Annotated in this window: 14 protein-coding genes and 3 pseudogenes; 13 read left to right on the top strand and 4 right to left on the bottom strand. The window is 29.6% G+C overall.

What is annotated here, in order from left to right:
* Positions 1 to 358 precede the first annotated feature (358 nt).
* The 8 genes and pseudogenes from MPTP_RS10415 to MPTP_RS06835 all read left to right on the top strand — a co-directional run bounded on the left by MPTP_RS10415 (position 359) and on the right by MPTP_RS06835 (position 11,718).
* On the top strand, positions 359 to 658 hold the full coding sequence (locus tag MPTP_RS10415) for an NUDIX hydrolase N-terminal domain-containing protein (RefSeq protein WP_013774394.1): 300 nt from the start codon (positions 359 to 361) through the stop codon (positions 656 to 658).
* On the top strand, positions 639 to 986 hold the full coding sequence (locus tag MPTP_RS10410; RefSeq protein ID WP_013774393.1) for an NUDIX domain-containing protein: 348 nt from the start codon (positions 639 to 641) through the stop codon (positions 984 to 986). Before MPTP_RS10415 ends, MPTP_RS10410 begins: the two co-directional genes overlap by 20 nt.
* 1,665 nt (positions 987 to 2,651) lie before the next feature.
* Positions 2,652 to 5,641, top strand: a pseudogene (locus tag MPTP_RS06860) (DEAD/DEAH box helicase family protein).
* 42 nt (positions 5,642 to 5,683) lie between these two features.
* A pseudogene (locus MPTP_RS06855) lies at positions 5,684 to 7,276 on the top strand (type I restriction-modification system subunit M).
* Positions 7,273 to 8,516 (top strand): annotated as a pseudogene (locus MPTP_RS10240) (restriction endonuclease subunit S). The pseudogenes MPTP_RS06855 and MPTP_RS10240 overlap by 4 nt, the downstream one beginning before the upstream one ends.
* Before the next feature lie 682 nt (positions 8,517 to 9,198).
* Positions 9,199 to 9,342 carry a type I toxin-antitoxin system toxin PepG1 gene (gene pepG1 / locus MPTP_RS09475; RefSeq protein WP_013774385.1) on the top strand — a complete coding sequence of 48 codons (144 nt, stop codon included), beginning with the start codon at positions 9,199 to 9,201 and terminating at the stop codon, positions 9,340 to 9,342.
* A gap of 1,301 nt (positions 9,343 to 10,643) precedes the next feature.
* Positions 10,644 to 11,066: an NUDIX domain-containing protein gene (locus MPTP_RS06840; RefSeq protein ID WP_013774383.1), complete on the top strand. Its 423-nt coding sequence runs from the start codon at positions 10,644 to 10,646 to the stop codon at positions 11,064 to 11,066.
* Positions 11,053 to 11,718 carry an HAD family hydrolase gene (locus MPTP_RS06835; protein WP_013774382.1) on the top strand — a complete coding sequence of 222 codons (666 nt, stop codon included), beginning with the start codon at positions 11,053 to 11,055 and terminating at the stop codon, positions 11,716 to 11,718. Before MPTP_RS06840 ends, MPTP_RS06835 begins: the two co-directional genes overlap by 14 nt.
* Positions 11,719 to 11,920: 202 nt before the next feature.
* Here the strand turns inward: MPTP_RS06835 and MPTP_RS06830 are convergent, their stop codons facing one another.
* The gene (locus tag MPTP_RS06830; protein ID WP_013774381.1) at positions 11,921 to 12,364 is read right to left on the bottom strand and encodes a GNAT family N-acetyltransferase; all 444 of its coding nucleotides are present in this window, start codon (positions 12,362 to 12,364) and stop codon (positions 11,921 to 11,923) included.
* Positions 12,365 to 12,737: 373 nt separating this feature from the next.
* Entirely contained in the window at positions 12,738 to 13,682 is a 945-nt protein-coding gene (locus MPTP_RS06825; RefSeq protein ID WP_013774380.1) for an ROK family protein, read from the bottom strand.
* Positions 13,683 to 14,321: 639 nt separating this feature from the next.
* On the opposite strand from MPTP_RS06825, the gene MPTP_RS06820 reads away from it, so the two are divergent.
* From MPTP_RS06820 to MPTP_RS06805, 4 genes are all read left to right on the top strand, one after another.
* Positions 14,322 to 15,125 carry an HAD family hydrolase gene (locus MPTP_RS06820; RefSeq protein ID WP_013774378.1) on the top strand — a complete coding sequence of 268 codons (804 nt, stop codon included), beginning with the start codon at positions 14,322 to 14,324 and terminating at the stop codon, positions 15,123 to 15,125.
* A 680-nt stretch (positions 15,126 to 15,805) separates the two neighbouring features.
* Positions 15,806 to 16,231 (top strand): YxeA family protein, encoded by a 426-nt coding sequence (locus MPTP_RS06815; RefSeq protein WP_013774377.1) that lies wholly within the window; start codon positions 15,806 to 15,808, stop codon positions 16,229 to 16,231.
* Positions 16,232 to 16,593: 362 nt separating this feature from the next.
* Positions 16,594 to 17,175, top strand: a complete 582-nt coding sequence (locus MPTP_RS06810) for a hypothetical protein (RefSeq protein ID WP_127468715.1) — start codon at positions 16,594 to 16,596, stop codon at positions 17,173 to 17,175.
* Positions 17,176 to 17,301: 126 nt separating this feature from the next.
* Positions 17,302 to 17,886: a DUF6434 domain-containing protein gene (locus MPTP_RS06805; RefSeq protein WP_013774375.1), complete on the top strand. Its 585-nt coding sequence runs from the start codon at positions 17,302 to 17,304 to the stop codon at positions 17,884 to 17,886.
* Between the two features lie 792 nt (positions 17,887 to 18,678).
* On the opposite strand, the gene MPTP_RS06800 is transcribed toward MPTP_RS06805, so the two are convergent.
* Together MPTP_RS06800 and MPTP_RS06795 are read right to left on the bottom strand one after the other, a co-directional pair.
* Positions 18,679 to 19,425 (bottom strand): lantibiotic immunity ABC transporter MutE/EpiE family permease subunit, encoded by a 747-nt coding sequence (locus MPTP_RS06800; RefSeq protein ID WP_013774373.1) that lies wholly within the window; start codon positions 19,423 to 19,425, stop codon positions 18,679 to 18,681.
* Positions 19,422 to 20,066 (bottom strand): ATP-binding cassette domain-containing protein, encoded by a 645-nt coding sequence (locus tag MPTP_RS06795; RefSeq protein ID WP_013774372.1) that lies wholly within the window; start codon positions 20,064 to 20,066, stop codon positions 19,422 to 19,424. Before MPTP_RS06795 ends, MPTP_RS06800 begins: the two co-directional genes overlap by 4 nt.
* A gap of 181 nt (positions 20,067 to 20,247) precedes the next feature.
* Here MPTP_RS06795 and MPTP_RS06790 point away from each other — a divergent pair, with 181 nt between their 5' ends.
* Positions 20,248 to 20,631, top strand: coding sequence for a lanthionine synthetase LanC family protein (locus MPTP_RS06790; RefSeq protein WP_048589948.1), 384 nt, complete (start codon positions 20,248 to 20,250; stop codon positions 20,629 to 20,631).
* The last annotated feature ends 19 nt before the right edge of the window (positions 20,632 to 20,650 follow it).

Raw genomic sequence — 20,650 nt, 5'->3', positions numbered from 1 at the left:
GTGATCTAAAATTAGTAGCTTATGTGAGGGAAGTTACAACTAAATTAATTTTTGAAAGTTTTTTTTCTAAAAGACAGATTTTGTAGCGAAGAATGAAAACAGGAGTAGAAAAGTTAGCTGTTAGAATCAATGTAATAATTAATTGTTTGAGAATCACCAGCTATTTATTGATAATTTTAGACTAGCAATAAGTGAAAAATCTAGAAAGTTACTTTTGGAGAATATTTTACAGAAAGAACTACATGAATTTCATTTAAAGAAAAAAGAAATACTGATACCCATGTTAAACAAAACAGATAATCATGATTTTTCATGAGTTTGAATTATAATCTATCTAAAGTAAGGGAGTTAACTTGTTATGGAATTAAGTGATGCTATCTCGCAAATGAAAGCGTTAATAAATACATCTTTACATTATTCATCTGATAGCTATGATATTGAGAGACTTGTTGAATTGAAGAGAATACTAGGTGATTTGACAAAGACTTATTCTGATGCTACTTCTGATCAGAAAATAGCACTGTATTTTGATTCAGATACAGGATATGTTACACCAAAAGTCGATATTAGGTCAGTAGTTTTTAACGATCAAGATAAATTACTACTTGTTAAAGAAAAAAAAAGAAGGAACTTGGTCATTGCCAGGGGGATGGGCTGATGTGGGATATTCCCCTTCAGAAATTGCTAGAAAAGAGACTCTAGAAGAATCAGGACTTGATGTAACACCAATAAGTTTATTTAAAGTTATCGATAAAGCAAAACATCCCTATCCCAAAAGTTTAGAGTATGTTTACAAATTATTTTTTTATTGTAAGGCAAATTCATATATTACCAAAACAGGATTAGAAACTTCAGAGATTGCCTTTTTCTCTATAACAGAAATAATAACATTGGAAAATATTTCTATTCACAGAAACACAAAAGAAGATTTAATGGATGCATTTTCTTTTCATCAAAATCCAACGAGGGATACAAAATTTGATTGAGTTTAAATATGTAATTTGTCAGTAATTCTCCTATTTATAATAGAGAAAATTTACGTATTAGTCTAAGTCAATTGGAAAGTTAAAAAGTATAAGGAAAAACGTTGAAAGATTTTATACCTTTCAACGTTTTTTAAAATGTTTTGAAGATAAAATCAGCTTCATTTTTAGAGTTAGGTAATGCTAGTAATCTAGTGTTTTTGTACTATCGTACTTAGTTGATCGACTGGCCATGCGTTAATCTTTGAACAATAGACAAATGTAAAATTAACATCATTTTTCTCATGTTGAAGTGATTTATTTAAGTAATCGGTAGTATATTATAATAAATTAAACTTTTTATTATAAATAATTATCATTATAGATGAAAATAGTTAGAAAAAATAAGAAAAATAACATTTATTAGATAATTATAATTTAGTAAAGTTGCTATGACAAAAGAAATATTGATGAAAAATTATGAATTGCGGACAAAACATATTAAGTTGGTTCAATTAAAAGCTATTCCATTAAGGTAATTCTACAAGTGAGTAATGAAGACTCACTTCATTAACTACTAGTCAATTGAATTAAAATATTTATCTTACACCCTATGTTTCACAAAAAAATACTAGTATAATAACGAAGAGAATGGTGTGATGTTAGTTTATACGCTTGTGAAATAAGTTATCAGCAAGGTAGAGGTAATATGAGCCAGATAGGTTTGATCCTGTTTATAGTGGATATCATCAGTTTTTATCCTTTTGCACTCATTAACAAAAAAGCAATAATAAATTTGCTAAAGAAAATGAAAAATAATATCTTTCATAGATAGAAGTAAAGTAATAAGGCGGTTAATTTTATCTGATAAATTAACAAAATGTAACAAAATAAATATAAAAACGAATAGAATATTTTTGATTGTTTTGGCTTTGACTATACCAATATTTGTTAGTCTTTATTAAAGGAAGAATAGAATAAATGTTCTTTTTATATTTTAATAATTATAAAAATTTTTTACATATGCGAAAATTGACTTTTAAATACTCATTAATAAAAGCGGATGGGTTGATGACTATATATTTTCATCTACTCAAACACAAATTTTGTATAAATTAAAGGATCAAGAGAAAACCTACATTACTAAAAAATGAAAAATTAGATAAATAATATAATAATAATTTAATAGTTACTTTATTTATAGTTATAGGAATAAAAACTGCATGATGAAATGTTTTTGAATATTTTGGATTCTTTTACTGAAATAGAGACATCTAAGGCATTTTCACTTTATAAAACCTTTTAATATAGCTAAGATTTGCTTTTTCAAAACTTAAATAAGTAGGGAAACAATAAGTCTATGTATTAACATGTGTTATTTTATGTTAATATATTTGTAGTATATTAATTTTTATTTGGCCATTTTTTTGTAATTACAAGATTATCAATTTTAAGTATTTTATGAACATTTACGGAAACTTTTTTATTGCAGTAGTCCAAAACAATTTAAATAAACACAATTATTTGACTTTTAAATTCAAAGGTTGACTCATAATATAATATTCAAATGTGAAATATCTGTAAAAATTAATGAGAATAAAAAGATAGTGTTACTAGAAGATAACCGTTGATTTGTTTATCCTTTTATCTGGAACAAAACACTACTGATGACTGAAGGGATGTATTTAATTGGCTGAAGCAAAATTTGAAGAAGCGCTAATAAAAAAACTTGAAGCTGAAGGGTGGATATATCGTAAAGATTTTTCCAATGTCAGTATAAAAAAATTGGAACAACATTGGCGTGATATATTGAATGAAATTAATGCACATAAATTAAACGGCACACCATTATCAGATATTGAATTTGGCTTGATTCTTGAAGAATTACGGCTTATCCATACTCCTTACAATGCCCAATTATTGTTGGTTGGTTCAGGAGGTATAGGATCAATTCCCATTACCCGTGATGATGGTTCTAGCTTAGAAGTTGAAATTTTTTATGAAGATGATGTAGCTGGAGGACGTTCCCGTTATGAAGTTGTTAATCAGGTGAACTTTTGTGACTTACCCAAAGGGATAACAACTAAACGAATCATTGATGTAGCCTTACTTATAAATGGTATTCCAGTTGCCCATATTGAAGAAAAAGACGAACATTTGCAAAATCAATGGCACGCTTTTGAACAACTAAAAGGCTATCACGGTGATGGGTTATACAAAGGATGGTTTTCATTTGTTCAAGTTCAATTCATTATGAGCCAGCATTCAGCCCATTATTTTGCACGTCCAAATGCCTTTGATCACTATAATAAAACATTTGTATTTGGTTGGCGTGATGACAACAATAAAGATATTACAGATGCATTTGAATTTACACATCAAGTATTAGGAATTCCTAATCTTCACCGACTTGTGACAGTCAATATGATTCCAGATGCATCAAACAATAATTTGATGGTGATGCGTAGTTATCAAATACAAGCAACGCGAGCAATTCTACAACGAATGAAAGACATGGAGGCAAGTGGTCTTGTTCAAAAAGAAGGTGGCTATATTTGGCACACGACAGGTTCAGGAAAAACTGTAACGTCGTTCAAGGTAGCACAGTTACTTGCATCTGCACCAAGAATTAAGAATGTATTATTTATCGTAGACCGAGTGGATCTGATCGATCAGACACTCGAAAATTTTAGAGATTTTGCGTATATGCATTTTAAAGATCGCATAAAAAAAGTGAATGGGAAAGAATTAAAAAAAGAATTGAAAAATAAAGGAGCTTCCCAGATTCTATTGATTTCCGTGCAAGGGTTGACAAAAGCTGTCAAGAATAGCTTGAAAAATGATGACTGGAATGTGATTATCATGGACGAAGCACATCGAAGTGCAAATGGTGAATCTGTTCATTTAATCAAAGCAGCATTCAAGAATACGACATGGTTTGGATTTACAGGGACACCGAATTTTTACAGCGATGAAATAAATGATGTTCAAACTACTCGAGATATTTCAACGCATGATATTTTCGGCAAACGCCTGCACACCTATACTATAAAAGACGCAATCGGAGATGGCAACGTTTTGGGTTTTGACGTAACCTATTTTAAACCGAATTGGGTTGTGGAGAATTCACAAACCGGTTTCTCTGAAAAGGAATATGAAAAAGAAGTCTATCAAAGTGATGTGTATCGTCAAGAAATAGTTCAAGATATCCTTGACAATTGGAAAAAAACATCTAGTGGAGCCTTGATTGCTGGAAAACGAGAAGAAAATGCATTTCAAGCAATGTTAGCTGTATCTGGCAAACAGGCAGTTGTTCATTACTACAATATCTTTAAAGAAAAGGCGCCACATTTAAATGTCGCTATGACCTTTTCTCGTGATGAGTCAAATGAACATGGAACAAAGGAACAAAACGAAGCCCTAAAAAAAGCAATTTTAGATTATACACAAAAATTTAATGTTCCAAGCATTTTGAATGCAAAAGATCCAGCTCGTGCATATATGCTTGATATAACAAAGCGATTGGCACGTAAGAAACCTTATAATCAAGGAAAAGAAGAGGATCGTTTAGATTTAGTGATTGTTTCGGATCAACTATTGACGGGATTTGATTCCAAATTCGTGAATATGATTTACATGGATAAAATGTTACGTGAAGGAATGTTAATTCAAGCGATGTCGCGGACGAATCGTACGTTAGATCGTAATAGTAAACCACATGGAAAAGTTCGTTTCTATCGTCAAGGAGATGAAATGAAAGAGTTTGTTGAAAATGCCTTGCGCATTTATACAAGAGGTGGAAATGATACGCTTCAAGAAGCAGAAGAGGGTTCAGAAAATGAGCAGACGAAAGACCTAGAGAATGATGATATTTTAGCGAAACCACAAAGTCAGCAAATAAATGACTTGCAAGAAGCTGTAAGCAGATTAAAAGAACTCGCGGGGAATGATTTTAGTCAAACACCTAAAGGTCAGAGAGACTTAAAAGAATTTGTGACGCTTGCTTTAACTACACAAAATAAAATTCAGAGATTAGTCCAACAAGGCTATGAGCTAGGTAGTGAAATTGAAGAACTGGATGAGCATCATGAACCAACAGGAGAGAGAGAGTATGTTTGGATATTTCAAATATCGAAGAATTTGGTGCTTTACAAGCCCGTTTAAATGATGCTAGAGAGAGATTACCTGAAGATGAACGTCCAGATATTACTGAGGTTAAAATCGGTATTGAACTTTATGACCATCAAATTATCGATTATGATATGTTGGTGGAACTTCTAAATGCCTTCATGGATGATAAGACTATGGAAAACAAAGAAGAAATCAATAAACATATTCTACCGATGGAAAATGAAAGCCGTGAAGAAATTAATGAGATCATGGATGATATTGAAGCTGGTGAAATTAAAGAACATTTCACAAAAGAAACGCTGCAAGCAACACGTAAAAAGTACAGAACTGAACGTAGAGAATTAAAAATCCGTCGCTGGGCAGCAGATCAGGATGTCAATGGAAATCGAATTGTAGAGGCTTTCGATTTATTTTTACCTGGACATACACTCAATGATAATCCCAAATTAGCGAGTATCGTACATGAAATTGAGGAAGAAGAAAATGTTGATTTCTTTGGTGCAGCGGAATTTGAAGAAGCATTGATGATATTTTTCAATTCATTATAAGAAACGTCTAATCTAAATTTAAAGAAAAGAAGGAAAAAACAAATGGCATTATCAAATGAACAAAAAACAAAAATGTGGGCAATGCTTAATCAAACACGCGGACAAATTGGTTTAACGGCTTACAAAGATTATATTTTTGGAATTTTGTTTTATAAATATTTATCAGAAAAGGCCACTCACTGGTTAGAAGGAGTTTTACGTGGTGAAACATGGGAGCAGGTTTATGCACAAGATTCTGCTAGAGCCTTAGAATATATGAAGAAGAACCTTGGTTATGGGATTCAACCAAATGATTTCTTTGTTGATTGGAAAAAAGCAATTGATGAAGATCGTTTTAATATTGGGATGATGACAGATACATTTGGACACTTTAACCAGCAAATTGCCTTCGAAGCCAAGGGTGATTTCGAAGGCATTTTTGATGGCATGCGCTTTGATAGTGCTGACTTAGGTGTAAATGCTCAAGCACGTGCCAAAGTAATGATTTCAATGATTGAATTGCTTTCTTCTCCTGAATTTGATTTTTCAAACGGAAAAGATACAGTGTCAGATATTTATGAGTATTTACTCGCTCAATTTGCCATGGTATTGGCCTCTGATATGGGAAAATACTATACGCCCGCCAAAAGAAATCTCTCATGTTATTGCCCGTATCTTAACTTCAGGTAGAGAAGATGATGAAAGTTTTTCGATCTATGATCCAACGATTGGTTCGGGTTCATTGTTACTCACCACAGCAAGCTATATGAAAAATTCGAGTAAACGTGGGATGGTTAAATATTTTGGTCAAGAAAAAGATGCAACACCTTATCGTTTAGTAAGAATGAATTTGATGATGCATGGTATTGAGTATAATGATATTAATATCAATCATGCAGACTCACTTGAGAGCGATTGGCCTGACGGTGTGGTAGATGGTAAGGATAATCCAAGGATGTTTAGTGCAGTGATGGCTAATCCGCCTTATTCAGCACATTGGAATAACAAAGAACGTGAAGATGATCCACGTTGGCGGGAGTATGGGATTGCTCCTAAAACAAAAGCAGACTATGCATTTCTTCTACATTGTTTGTATCACTTGGAAGATCGCGGTCGTATGGCGATTATTTTACCCCATGGCGTATTATTCCGAGGTGCTGTGAAGAAAGAATTCGAAAAGCCTTAATTGATAAACATCAGATCGAAACGGTTATTGGTTTTCCAGAAAAATTATTCTTAAATACAGGTATTCCTGTTACTGTTTTGATTTTAAGAAAAAATCGTATGGAATCAGATATTTTATTTGTCGATGCAAGTAAAGATTTTGAGAAATTGAAAAACCAAAATCAATTGCGTCCAGAAGATGTTGAGAAGATTGTTGATACAGTTGTGAATCGCAAAGAAATCGATAAGTATTCTCATATTGCAATACTAGATGAAATTAAAGAAAATGACTACAACCTAAATATTCCTCGCTATGTGGACACGTTTGAAGAAGAAGAGCCTATTGATTTAATTGAATTAAGTGAAGAAATGACTAAATTAAATAATGAAATCAAGACTACTGAAACAAACTTCTTATCGCTTCTTGATGAATTAGCTATAACGCCTGTTACAGAAGCTATTATTGAAGCCACAAAGGCGGTATTCAAATGAAAAATGAAAAGTATACACCTAGAATTCGATTTGAGGGATTTATTGATACTTGGAAACAATGTAGGCTAGGAGAAGTTTCTGATATTATTGGAGGAGGAACTCCAAACACAAATATTTCTGAATATTGGGATGGTGATATTGATTGGTACTCACCTGGTGAAATCGGTAGTCAGGTTTTTGTAGAAGGTAGTAAAAAAAAATAACAAAGACAGGACTACAAAAGAGTTCTGTCCGTATTTTACCAATTGGCTCTGTGTTATTTACATCTAGGGCTGGAATTGGCAAAACGGCAATTCTATTAAAAGAAGGTTGTACAAATCAAGGATTTCAGTCAATTGTGCCACATAAAGAAAGGTTGGATAGTTATTTTATCTTCTCAAAGACAGATGATTTAAAAAAATATGGAGAGAAAAATGGCGCAGGTTCTACCTTTATAGAAGTTTCTGGTAAGCAGATATCACATATGTCAATCATAATACCAGAAATAGAAGAACAACAAAAAATTGGAAACTTTTTAAAACAATTAGACGATATTATCACCCTTCAACAGCATAAGCTCGAATTGCTAAAGCAGATGAAACAAGGATATCTCCAAAAAATGTTTCCAAAGAATGAAGAAGATAAACCTGAAATACGATTTGCTGGCTATACTGGTGCTTGGGAACAGCGTAAGTTTGGCGATATGGTTGAAAGAGTTAAATCATATTCGCTTTCTCGTGATGTTGAAACTCTTGAAGATACAGACATTAAATATGTTCACTATGGAGACATCCATACAAAAGTTGCTGATAGAGTAACAAAATTATCAAATTTACCATTTATTAAATATGACGACTATGAATTCATTCAAAAAGGTGATGTTATCGTTGCAGATGCCTCAGAGGACTATAAAGGAATTGCTACACCATCGGTTATCATTGAAGATGTAGGGTATAAATTAGTAGCAGGACTTCACACGATAGCACTAAGACCTTTCGATATGGATTCCGTTTTTCTCTATTATTTGATGAATTCTAATTCATTTAGAAAACATGGTTACAGAGTTGGGACAGGTATGAAAGTATTTGGCATAAGCTATTCAAATATATTGAATTTTGAAACTTACTTCCCGCAAATAGATGAGCAAAAGAAAATTGGTTGGATGTTGCTAAAAATCGACGATAGTATCGCTCTTCATCAGCATAAGCTCGAATTGCTAAAGCAGATGAAACAAGGATATCTCCAAAAGATGTTTGTATAAAATATTTGGTATATATTTTGGAATAAAGTAGGATGGTTTTTCTGCTTAGTTCCTACAATCTCCATGGTAATCACCCTTTAAAAAATGGTTTTCTGATCGGTGATTCAATCTCATTTTTCCAGATAACTATCAAGAAAAAATTTGATCTTTTGGAATATTATAAATAAATTAATTTATGGCGATAAGAATCAATAGAGTTTACAAGTTCATACCAAAAACACGCTACGCAACTTGAATCTGTTTTTTAATAGGACTAGAAAATTAATCAATAAGAACTATCTCAATAAATTGAAAAAATTTAATTCCAAAATTCTTAAATATTAATTATTTTTAACTATAGTTAATGAGACCAATTTCATGGCTGAAGGAGAGCAATTGATTCTTCAATTAACCTCTCTATCTACCATTTTTAGATACGATATTAGCTACGTTCAACCGATATTATTTGCTAGAATATATTGTTAATGGATAATAACTTTTTATCTCTGTATTTTGAATGTCTCAGAAGAAATCACAACTTGAATTCTGTATGGTAAACAAGAAAGAAAAGAAAAGATAATAAAAGAAGAATAAAGCCTAATCCAACTCACCAATTTAACCACTTGTTAGCTGTTTATATGGTAGAATAGACTTGTAGAGAAGTTATGACGGTGGCTATCCAATTGGAAGAGAGGTGGTGCGTATGAACGTACTTCCAAAATCTAAAGAAAGGAGAAGCCTGTTGTCTGCATTTGAAACAATTCAGATCATTTTAAGTTTTGGTATGTTTACCATTGCTTTAATTGGTTTGGTTGTTAAATTGCTTAAAAATGACGATAAAAAATAACCGTCTTAATCTTTGGCCAGATTACGGTTATTTTTTATCAAAAAACTAAACTTGCCACCGTCTTAAACGGTTCTACAATTGAGGGATATGTTAGCGCATATCTCTCTTTTTTTATATTCTTATTATAGCATAGTGATAATTTTTGTAAATATATTTACATTGTTCTAATTATTACAAATAAATTTGAGAAAACAATCAAGGTAAATAGAGAAAAACATCTAAAAAAGTCCATCAAGATAGATGAAAATTAGAAAAGTATATAAGGTGAATGAATGTTGTATATAAACAAAATATCTATTTTATATAAATTATTATTTTTAATTCAATCAGGCATACACTATTAGTTGTCAGTCATGGATAAATGACTTTACTTTTACTATTTTGTTATAAAATTATAATTGGTCCATTATTTAAGTTATGCCGATACCTATTTAAATGGCATTGAATTAATTATTAAAAGTTATTTTATGAACGTCATTTTTCAAAAATACGAACAATCTATCTAAATAACTATTGATTTATACGTTTTAGTTCATTAAAATAAAAATATATGTCGCAATAAAAATTATTTATAGCTATACTTAAAAAGGTATCAAATATTTAGGCAAGAGAATATTGCAATATTATTTACGAATAGGAAAGATTCATCTCTAGTAGCATGCCTTACCTAGAAACAGTAAAAGGAATAACATATAATTTATTAACAGATATTAGTGGAATTAAAATAATGGTGAGCTTTCTGATATCAGGATAAAAGAGATAACTGAAGGATTTTAGAATATAACCGTTACAATAACGTTCGTTTCGACAAGTATTTTACTTAGAAAAATTGCCATTCAATTCAAGCAAGAGATAGAAAAAGATAGATTGCATTGGAAACGTAATTTGGTATTGTTAGGAAATAAGATAGCTATACATGCTGCTACAACGATATTATAATGACATATTGTTTGGAACATACTCTTACAAAGTTTGAATGAAACTGTAAAATATTAAGCAGATTTAGTTGAACAAAAGACAATTACAATGAAATTTTTCAAAAATTTTCAAAAATTTTGAAAAATCATAGAGTATATTCGATGATTCACCTGTCTATCATTAGGAAAATAGAGAAGAAATAAATAGGCATTTATGGAATTGGGTATTTCTAATAAGTCATTGGAGGGCGTATCTATCTTTGGTGATTCTTTTTCCGAACCCAATGAAACTATGATCGTTGAATATAGGAATGAGAAAGTTCATTTTTGTCATGAACACATTGAACTTCTTTCTGAAAAAATTAATGATAGGAGTGTAACTAAATGATAAATAAAGTAGCAGCTTTAATCTTGAAAGACAGTCATTTATTAGTAGTTAAAAAAAAGAAAAATAAAACTCACTTTATTCTACCTGGTGGGAAAATAGAAATAGGAGAACTACCTAAAGAAGCATTAATTAGAGAACTATTAGAAGAAGTTAGTTTATCCATTCAGGAAGATAAATTAAACTATTTATTAGACTTTACTGTAAAATCACAATTTAGCGAAGATCGTTTAAATACCACTTTATATTATTTAAATTCTGAAGTGGACTACGATGGTGTGTGCCCAGATAATGAAATTGATTCATTGAAATGGATCAATGTAAATCATTATAATGCAAGTGAATTAGATTCCGGAATTCTTTGCTATGGTATTCCTGAAGCAAAGAAGATTTTAGGAGAAAAAGAAAATGAATCAAGATAAATTAATTATTTTTGATTTAGATAATACGTTATATGATTTTGATCATCATTGGGAGAATGGTCATACACAAGTATTTCAACAATTAAAACTAGATAATGAAATTGATTATCACTTGTTTATGGAGATTTACAGAAAAGAAGACAATAAACTTTGGCAACAACTAAATAAAGATGAGATTACTTTATCTGAGCTTAGGGCATATAGACCTATAAATACGTTAAAATGTTTTGGAAAAAATCTTTCTTACAGAGGGGGAGAAGCTTTTTATGCATTAATGTTTAAGTACCTAATTTCTGATATACAAATTGATAAAGAGATAAATAAGCTTTTAGAGAAATTGTCAGCCGTATATAAATTAGCAATATTAACAAACGGTTTTGCTAAAGAACAAAAAATGAAAATTAAAAAATTGGATATAGTAGATTATTTTACGAATATCTATATATCAGAAAATATAGGCATAGAGAAGCCTATGCTTGAAGCATTTCAAAAAGTTCTTGCTAATGAGTCTGTTTTACCAAAAAATACATTAATGGTAGGAGATTCACTACGTAATGATATCATGCCTGCAAAAAGATTGGGAATAAATACATTACATTTAAGCTATTCAGAATTGAAAATTTATGGGATATTTTATAGATATCCTATGTAGACGCTTCATTGGATATTTGTAGTGAATGAATTTAAAGTCTTCATCTTAACCTCTTGTGTACCAAATAGAAATGCCGATACAATAAAGGTGAATAGGTAATGTTAAGTTATTCTATACCCTACTTGTCCATTTGATACTATCTATTCAGTATCCATTTTTCCTAATTCTGTTATTAAACTGGATAATTTCTTTAGAATCTTCATTAATTTTTATCACAGGTAATTAAAACTTCTTCATTATTATGCTTAAACGCTTCTTTTAATGTCACGTTCAGCAATAACTTCCTTCCATAATCTTGTTTTCTTTCTGAGAGTGCTATCGAGTAGCCGATATGGCCATCATAATTAAATAAATAATCATTTAACTCGTATCTTAAATTAGACATTCCAACTATTTGTCTTATGACTTTCCTTGTCAATAAGTACATATTGTTCTTCTGTATTAAATTTTTATTAGATAAGGTATCCTTATCTTCTAATAAAGACAAGTTTTGTAACCAATCCTGAATATGATCAAATTCACTTAACATACTACTCTCATCAATATCTCCATTTATAATAGTTAAAAATCCATTTTTACATCTTAAAATTTCATTAATAAGGTGATTTTCTAGCTTTAGTAAGATCAATTTTTCATTAATAGACATCCTAATTCTGTTTTTTGTATATCTAGCTTTTGTATATCTAGCTATTAATGAAAGTAATTTATAATTTCTAGAAAGATAAGTGTAAAATAATTGGGTTACCTAAAAAGACAATTGGGTTAACAAGTTAATCATTTTCAATTTGTTAAAACGATAATTAGGAAGTTCAGCTAATTTAGTGAATTGGATAGTATCAGTATCTTCTGTCATAAGGTTAATAATTTAAGCTAAAATTCTTACAATAGTTTGTAGTAGAGAAGATAGTCAATAAACCATCTATTTTTCGATTTTTAAAATACTTTGGATTAATTAATAAATTTAATTATATACTTGAGCTATTTTTTTAATAAAAAACAGCCAAGACTGGCTGTTTATATTAAATTCTATAGGTACTATTTTTAGTAACCAACCAACGTAATCCTGTATCTAATGATTTCTGAAAATTTTGTATAGATAGTAAATGAGGTTTATTGATTTGTTTAGATAAAATAGCTGATTCTGTTACTTTGTGTATAATTAGATCATTACTTACAGAATCAGCTGAAATTACAAATGAATCAGGGGCAATGACAACATTGTAAATTGCTAGAATTTTTATCAAGCTATCCACAAGTGTCATTCCTACAATAGGCTCAGAAGTATTAATGAGATGTGGTAAAAATTTAGCTTTCCCAGCTAGGTGTTTACTTCCCTCAATCAAAGATCCGTTAGAGTAAATAGTAATTCCAGGCATACTGTTTTCGGGATAGAAGATTCCAACAATCGTTTCATTTTTATTTAATGCTGATAGTATGGTGTATCCAATCGTTAATAAGTGAGCATCATTTTGAATAAAGACAGGTATTGATGTTATTTCAGAAATAGCTTGTTCAAGATTCCATTGGTTAAATAGATTGTTCCAGCTTGAAAGAACGACACCATTGAAAATTTTTCCGGGAAGGGATATTCCAATTTTATCAATCCTATAATCAAGTAAGAGAAAGTGATTAATAATAGAAAGTAAACATTTTAATGTAGGATTTTTAAATGAAAATTCTTCTTCATAGTTGATTTTTCCAGATAGATTAACTATTTTGCCAACAATCACAAGATTTCTTTGTGCAATGGTAAAAGTTTCTTGAATACTTAACAATAAGAAAAGCTGTTGTTCATAGTTAAAATGATAAATAATCGCTGGTCGTCCTAAAGATTGTTGAACGTGTTTCCCTTCGAGAAGAACATGTTCTTCTACTAATTGTTTTACTAAGGCATTAACGGTTACCACGCTTATTCCTGTTTCTTTAGCAATTTCAGACTTAAATGCAGAGCCTTTTTTAAACATATAGCGTTTTAGCTCAACAATATTTTTTTTCTCGGATAAGATTTTTATTTTTTTGCAAATGTTCCCCATCCTTAATTAAGTAGATTAATAAATTCTCTATTTAATAATAATATAGAAACATAAAAAAGTAAAATTCTTTTGTAATTATTTTTTACATTTTTAGCAATGATAGTATTTATAAGTTAAAGAATAGCATAGAAATTGTTAAAGGTATGATTGACTTTCTTCTATTTAATTAACATACTTAATTAAAGATGTAAATAAAATAAAAAAATCTAATTGAGCATGAAAAAACGTATTTTTACAGGAAAGTTATTTATAAATCACTGTTGGGAGTTTCACCTAACTATCAATATACTAAAGAAACAATAAAATATTTTAATCATAGTGACTATGCTGATAAAAAGAAGAGAAGTCAAATAAAAGAATTTTGTAATAGAATCTGGAAATGATAATTACTCAAAGTTATTCCAAGTCATAGTAAGATAATAAGGAACCTTGTTAAGTTTTAAGTAAGATTAATTGAGCAAGATATACTGCTTTATCTTGATGGAAATCATCCTAGATGAAGAATTTAAAGAAGTGAAACAATTAAATAAAACAATTAATAGAAAATATAATTTGAAAAGAAGATAAACAATGATTAAATTAGTTATTTCTGATCTAGATGGAACATTTTTAAACAGTAAAGGTGATTTTGATCATGACTATTATCAAAGCGTTCAACAATTAATGAAAGAAAACAATATAACTTTTGCTACTTGTACAGGAAAACAATGTGAACGAGTTGAGGAAGTCTTTGGTTCACAATTTTCAAGGGATCTTTATATACTAGGAGACAGTGCTACTAGGATTAAGCATCATGGAGAGTATATTTATGAATCATTATTACAGAATGAAATTGGAAAAAATATCATAAAAAAATTAGAAACTATTGCCTCTGATCATACGATTATCGCATGTACACCAACAGCTGCTTTTATAAAAACGACTACACCAGAAAAAGAAGCAAATATGGTGAGAAGATCCTATGCGGTTGTAAAAAAGGTTGAAGATTTGACACAAATTGAAGAAGACTTTGTAAAAATTACGATCTTTGATTCCAAATCAAGATGCTTTGAAAATGTCAAACAATTAGAGGAATTTGAAGACAGCGCTTATATAATTGCCTCAGAAGCAGCTTGGATTGATATTTCTAATTACAATGTTCATAAAGGAACAACGGTTAAAGAGCTCCAAAAAATACTAAATATTGCTAAAAATGAAATCCTAGCTTTTGGTGATGGTTTCAACGATTTAGAATTGTTTAATGAATCAGGGATCAGCTTTGCCATGCGCAATGCCTTTGATGAAGTAAAAGAGAGAGCTGATTTTATAGCAAAATCAAATGATGAAAATGGTGTATTACAAGCAATTGAAAAAATCATAGTTTCTCAGAATTGAGTTAAGCATAAAAGAATATTAAAATTGTTAATATTGTTAATATTGTTATTTTATAAATAGCTAATTCTGTGATTAAATTTATTTCTAAAAAATTAATCTAACTTAAATAATTAAAGATGGTATCGCTCAGATAGGCAAAACCTCAGAATGAACGTTTTCTTTTTTGAAAATGAATTTTGAGGTTTTTATTGTAAATGGAAAGATAGTATAAAAATTCTAAACCTTAATGTGATCATTTTATATGGTGATTTAGGAAAAAAGTGATAGTTATTGAAATAAGTATTTCATTTTAGAAATAGTAGGGTTAATTAATTGAATTGCATGGAAGACATAAGTTTTTTATAATTCTGAATCTGAAATTAATGATCGATTTAAATTAATTTTTCTAACTTAGCGATGATTTGTTAAAAAATAGGTGATACTATAGAAGATTTAAGTAGCAATATATATACTATATTAATAATGCCATTTCTGTAATATCTAATTATTTTTTATATAAATATTTATTGTAACCTGGTTTCATAGAATTAGATTTTTGATTAATAAAAATTCCTATCCAATACTAAATTAGTGAACACAATCATAATAATAATTATTTTTGAACAAAGAAATCCCTCTTTATAATTTCTTCAAAATTTACTTCTATACTTAATATATAGAAAGTGAGGGAATAGATTATTATGAAAGAAATGTTGAAAGTTTTAGGAGGAATTATAGTAATTGGCATTATGACGATGTTTGCAACACAATTTTTTACTAAGAATAATACAGATATGTTTTCTTATGTTGCAGATCTGGTCAATCCATTTGTTCAGGTAGAAAATGTCTACGGAAAGTTACCAAAAAAGCCTATTGAATCATGGAAAGATGCAGCAAATGATAAAATGGATTATGGCTATAATGTTCAAACAATTTCAAAATCTGGTGAGAAAAGAACTGTACAATTAACTTCTTTTGGAAGTAAGCTGAAAGTTGATGATAGCCTATTGAAAATTTCGATCAAGGGACAATATGTGAAAAAATATGAAGTTATTCATCAAGAGAATATTCCTAAATCTGTGCTGAAAAAATTGAAGGGAAATTGTGAAAGAAAAAATTGCGAATAATAAGCATGTAATGAAAATTTATAATACTACAAAATAAGGAATAACCAAAACCTATTGATGGAATCTCTAGCAAACTTTTTTAAAAATAATTTTAGAATTTTAATAATAGTTATATTATTTACATTAGTTTCTAAGATAAATAGAATTCATATAAAAATATTTGTTGTTTCACAAGATGCATGAACCAAATAATATTAGGAGAGGATAATATGAGAAGCGATATTACTTCTCTTGAAAAAAGAGGCTGGATAGAAAAGGTGCAAGATAATCCTTTTGTGGGATGTAGTTAAAAAGAGTTATTAGATATTTGTATTAATTCAAAAATTCCGCTTGAACGTAGCTTAGCAATTAGCGAACTAGGAATGCTTACAAAAGAGATGGCTTCAATAGTTTTAGAATGTTTAACTACTGAGAAAGCATTATATACCAAAATATATATGTGTGAAAAATTGCAAACAGGAAATTCCGAAATTGCTTCAATAATGATTCCTTATTTAGGAAAAATTGGAACAAATCAGTATAAGCACTTACCTGAAAAGTCTTCAAAAAAGCGTTCGTATCCGTTACCAAGAGATATTATTGCTAGAACTCTTAGTAAGATGAATTCACAAATTGTATATGTTCTGACAGAAAAATTAGAACAAAAAGAGATGCCAGAAGAGCAACTTTCTGAACGAATAGATGCAATCGGATACATTGTGTTTTATGATTCGACTATAAATAGAAAGCGTATTTATCAAAATATAATAAAAACAATGGAAAAACATCAAAAAAATAATCTTATCACATGGAAATTTTTAACTTGCCTATCTGCATTTCCTCAAAGTATAGATATTCTTGAAGATTATTGTTATCACTCTAAATTGAAAATTTTGCAATTAGAGGCAGAAAGGTCTCTAAATTTGATTTTAAGAAGGAGAAATGAAAAGCTTATTGATTATTGATAAAAATTAAAATATTCGATGCTATTAAATATTGAAAAATCGTTTAAAGATGGTTTGCAGTTTTTTTTAAAATTCAAGTATCGAGGATACAACATGAAATACTAATAATTATTATAGGTGAAATAAATGAATAGACCAGAATTGGAAAAAAATATGAATGCTGAACTTTTTCTAAAATTTTATTATTTGAAAGCAGAATTGATTGATTTTTGTAGGGTGAATAAATTGTCTACTCAAGGTGATAAAATTGAAATTACTGATAGAATCGCTTATTTTTTAAGAACAGGGAAACGAAAACGGCATATAAAAAAACGAGTCGTACAGCGAACGCCAACGCTAACAGAACTGAATTTGAATTCTGTTATTGAGGAAAATATAAAGTGTAGTGAAATCCATAGAGTTTTTTTTAAAAGCCAGATAGGACCTACCTTTCGTTTTAATGTAAAATTTCAGAATTGGCTAAAAGAAAACAGTGGGGAAAAATATTCAGATGCCATTAAAGCCTATCAGGATATCTTAAATGATAAAACACCCACTAAAATTGGCAAGCAATTCGAATATAATACCTATATCAGAGATTTTTTTAAGGATAATAAAAATTTAACCCTTCAACAAGCAATTGCTTGCTGGAAATTTAAAAAATCACAACCAGGAAACAATAACTATGAACAAGGTGACTTGGAAATCTTAAACGTATTTAAGAAATCTTAAATATAAACAAAAAATAGCTAGGTTTTTGATTTTAGCTATTCTATTCGCTTATTTTCTGAATAAAGACACACAAGAAAAAATGAGCATGGGAAAGAAAATGATAGGGCATAGCAAAAGGACAAAACTTAAATGTACATTTTTATAAAAGAATTCAATGACTGATTGATTGTTCGTGTTCATTAAAATGAAACGGCTGCCCCATGTGAATGGAAAAAACAGCCAGATTCCATTTCCTAAAACGGTCAAACCGATAATTGCAGTTAATAATGAGGAAGTTAATCCAATAAAAAGAGTAGTTATAAAACTACAAAGAATGCTCAAAAAAAAGTATATGATAAAGGATGTTATATAGGAGATCCATGTTAAAGCAAAACCATCTATAAATTGCAAGTACAAAATGGTTGGGGAGTTGTTGAAAGTAAATAGAAGCAATCCCATTGTTAGCAAGGAATTAAATAGAAATACAATACTAATCACCAAATATGAAAAAATAAATTTTAGAGATAATAAAAAATAAAAGTGATGGTTTAGTCCAAAAATATTTTTGAAGTTTCCTGCTTCTCGTTCGCTATTATTCATCAATGCGAGTATAAAACTAATAGTAAATGGTAATAAAAAATTGAGAATAGAGAAATAATTAGAGTAAAAACTGCTTTCAGATACTTTTTGATTTGTTAAAAAGATGTAGCCGAAAATCAATAAATTAAATAAAATTGGTGAGCTATACAAAGTTGTTCGAAAAAATGTTTTCTTTGTTTTAAGCCACTCTGCACTAAGAGAAAAAACCATTATTTAATCACCCTCCTTAGTTCTCGATAAAATTAGTGGAACGCTAATAAAAAGAATGATGAAAATGACTATCGCAAGTACAAGTCCAGGATAGATGATAGAGGGAGTATTCAAAGGATCGTTTTCCTGGAGTAATGTTCCATTTGGGTTTGTCTTAATGATTGGCGTAATTAAACGTAGTGACCAGCTCCAAGGAACGATATACCAGTAGGTTCCTGTAGTCGTAAAAGTAGCTAAAATAATCCCAAAAAGATTCACAATGATAGAAAAGATGGGAATTAGTAATTGTGCTAGTAAAATAGAAAGTGGAATAATAAATAAGGTAGTTATCCAAAGAACTAGTGATGTTGATAGGACATTTACAATAATGACATTTGATGCATCATACATCACGTATTCTAAAAGTATCGTTAAAAGAGCTATCAAACTGTTGGCTATTAATGAATAACCAGATAAAATAATTATTTTTGTCTGCCAAAATGTACGTTGATTTAATAAATAATAATAATTCTGAGTATGGCTTTCGTTCTCTCTTTGTATTGATTGATAACATAAAACTGCTAATCCTATAGGTAAAAAAAGTAATGGCCACCAATTATAAATAAGAGGAACAAAAAGATTGATATCAAAATACATAAACTGAGAAAATGGAAGACAGATGAGTACAACAAGCAATGGAAATAACATAAAGAAAAAATGACTGAAGGATCGTTTCCCTTTAATGTATTCAGCAATCATATAATTTTTCATGTTATCTTCTCTCCATTTCTGTCTAAGCTTATAGTATCTAGAAAGAAATCTTCCAAATTAGTATCTTTAGGTATTACACCTTCATATTTTAAAATGCCAGTATGCATAATACCAACATAGTTTGTTATCTGTTGAACTTCAGTTAGATTATGACTGGAAATGATAACAGTAATTCCATGTTCAGGAAATGATTTAATTAACTCACGTAATTCTTTAATGCCAATGGGATCTAGACCATTTGTAGGTTCATCCAAAATAAGTAAATCTGGTTGTCTTATTAATGCTGCAGCAATTCCTAAACGTTGTTTCATTCCCAAAGAAAACTTAGCAACCGTTTTTTTCTTAGTGTTCTCTAGGTCTACCAGATGCAAAACCTCTTTAATTCGATTTTTTTTCAAACCAAAAAGTTTTACTAAGACTAAAAGATTTTCCTCTGCTGTTAAATTTTTATACAAGGGAGGATCTTCAATTAATGAACCAATCTTAAGCTTCCTGTTTGTTTCTTCAGTAAATAGTATCTCTCCGCTTGTTGGTCTTAAACGCCCAATTAGCATTTTTAAGATTGTTGATTTACCAGCACCATTTGGGCTAACCAATCCATAGTTTTTGGTTAGATTCTCAGTTCTCAATAATAAATTCATATCTTTCCTACTCCTCTCCCTAATTGAACAAGTTTAGTTTAGCGACAAAAAATAAAGATTCTATAAACAAATAAAAATTTATTTATTTATAAAAAGTTTATATTCCATTTCTATACTTAAGGTTATAAGCAATTACTATAGACTTAATATAGCATTTACATGATTAAAAGCATCTTGAAAATTGAAGGATAAAAAGCTTTTAACTATTGCCTGTGAAACTATGAAATCTGGTATATATTCTGAAATTGGTCTTATATCGCCAACTTTTTGTCATGGATATATAGGAGTCTCATATATTTATAAAAAATTTTATGAATCTACAAAAATAGATGTTTTTGATTATGAGGCTAAACGATTAATGCAGAAGACATTATATTTTTATGATAAAAATCTTCCATTTGGATTTCCTAATTTAGAATATAATATAAATGATTACAGTCAGAAAGAGATGAAAATGGTTAATACTATTGGTATACTTGATGGTATAATAGGTATATTACTCCCTCTTTTATCTATGCTAGGGAATAAACAGACGAATTGGGATGCTGTATTTTTACTTGATTAAATAGGAAAAGGGAGGATAA

The sequence above is a fragment of the Melissococcus plutonius ATCC 35311 genome (assembly GCF_000270185.1).
GTDB lineage: Bacteria > Bacillota > Bacilli > Lactobacillales > Enterococcaceae > Melissococcus > Melissococcus plutonius.
This window is presented reverse-complemented; position numbering and strand designations above follow the sequence as displayed.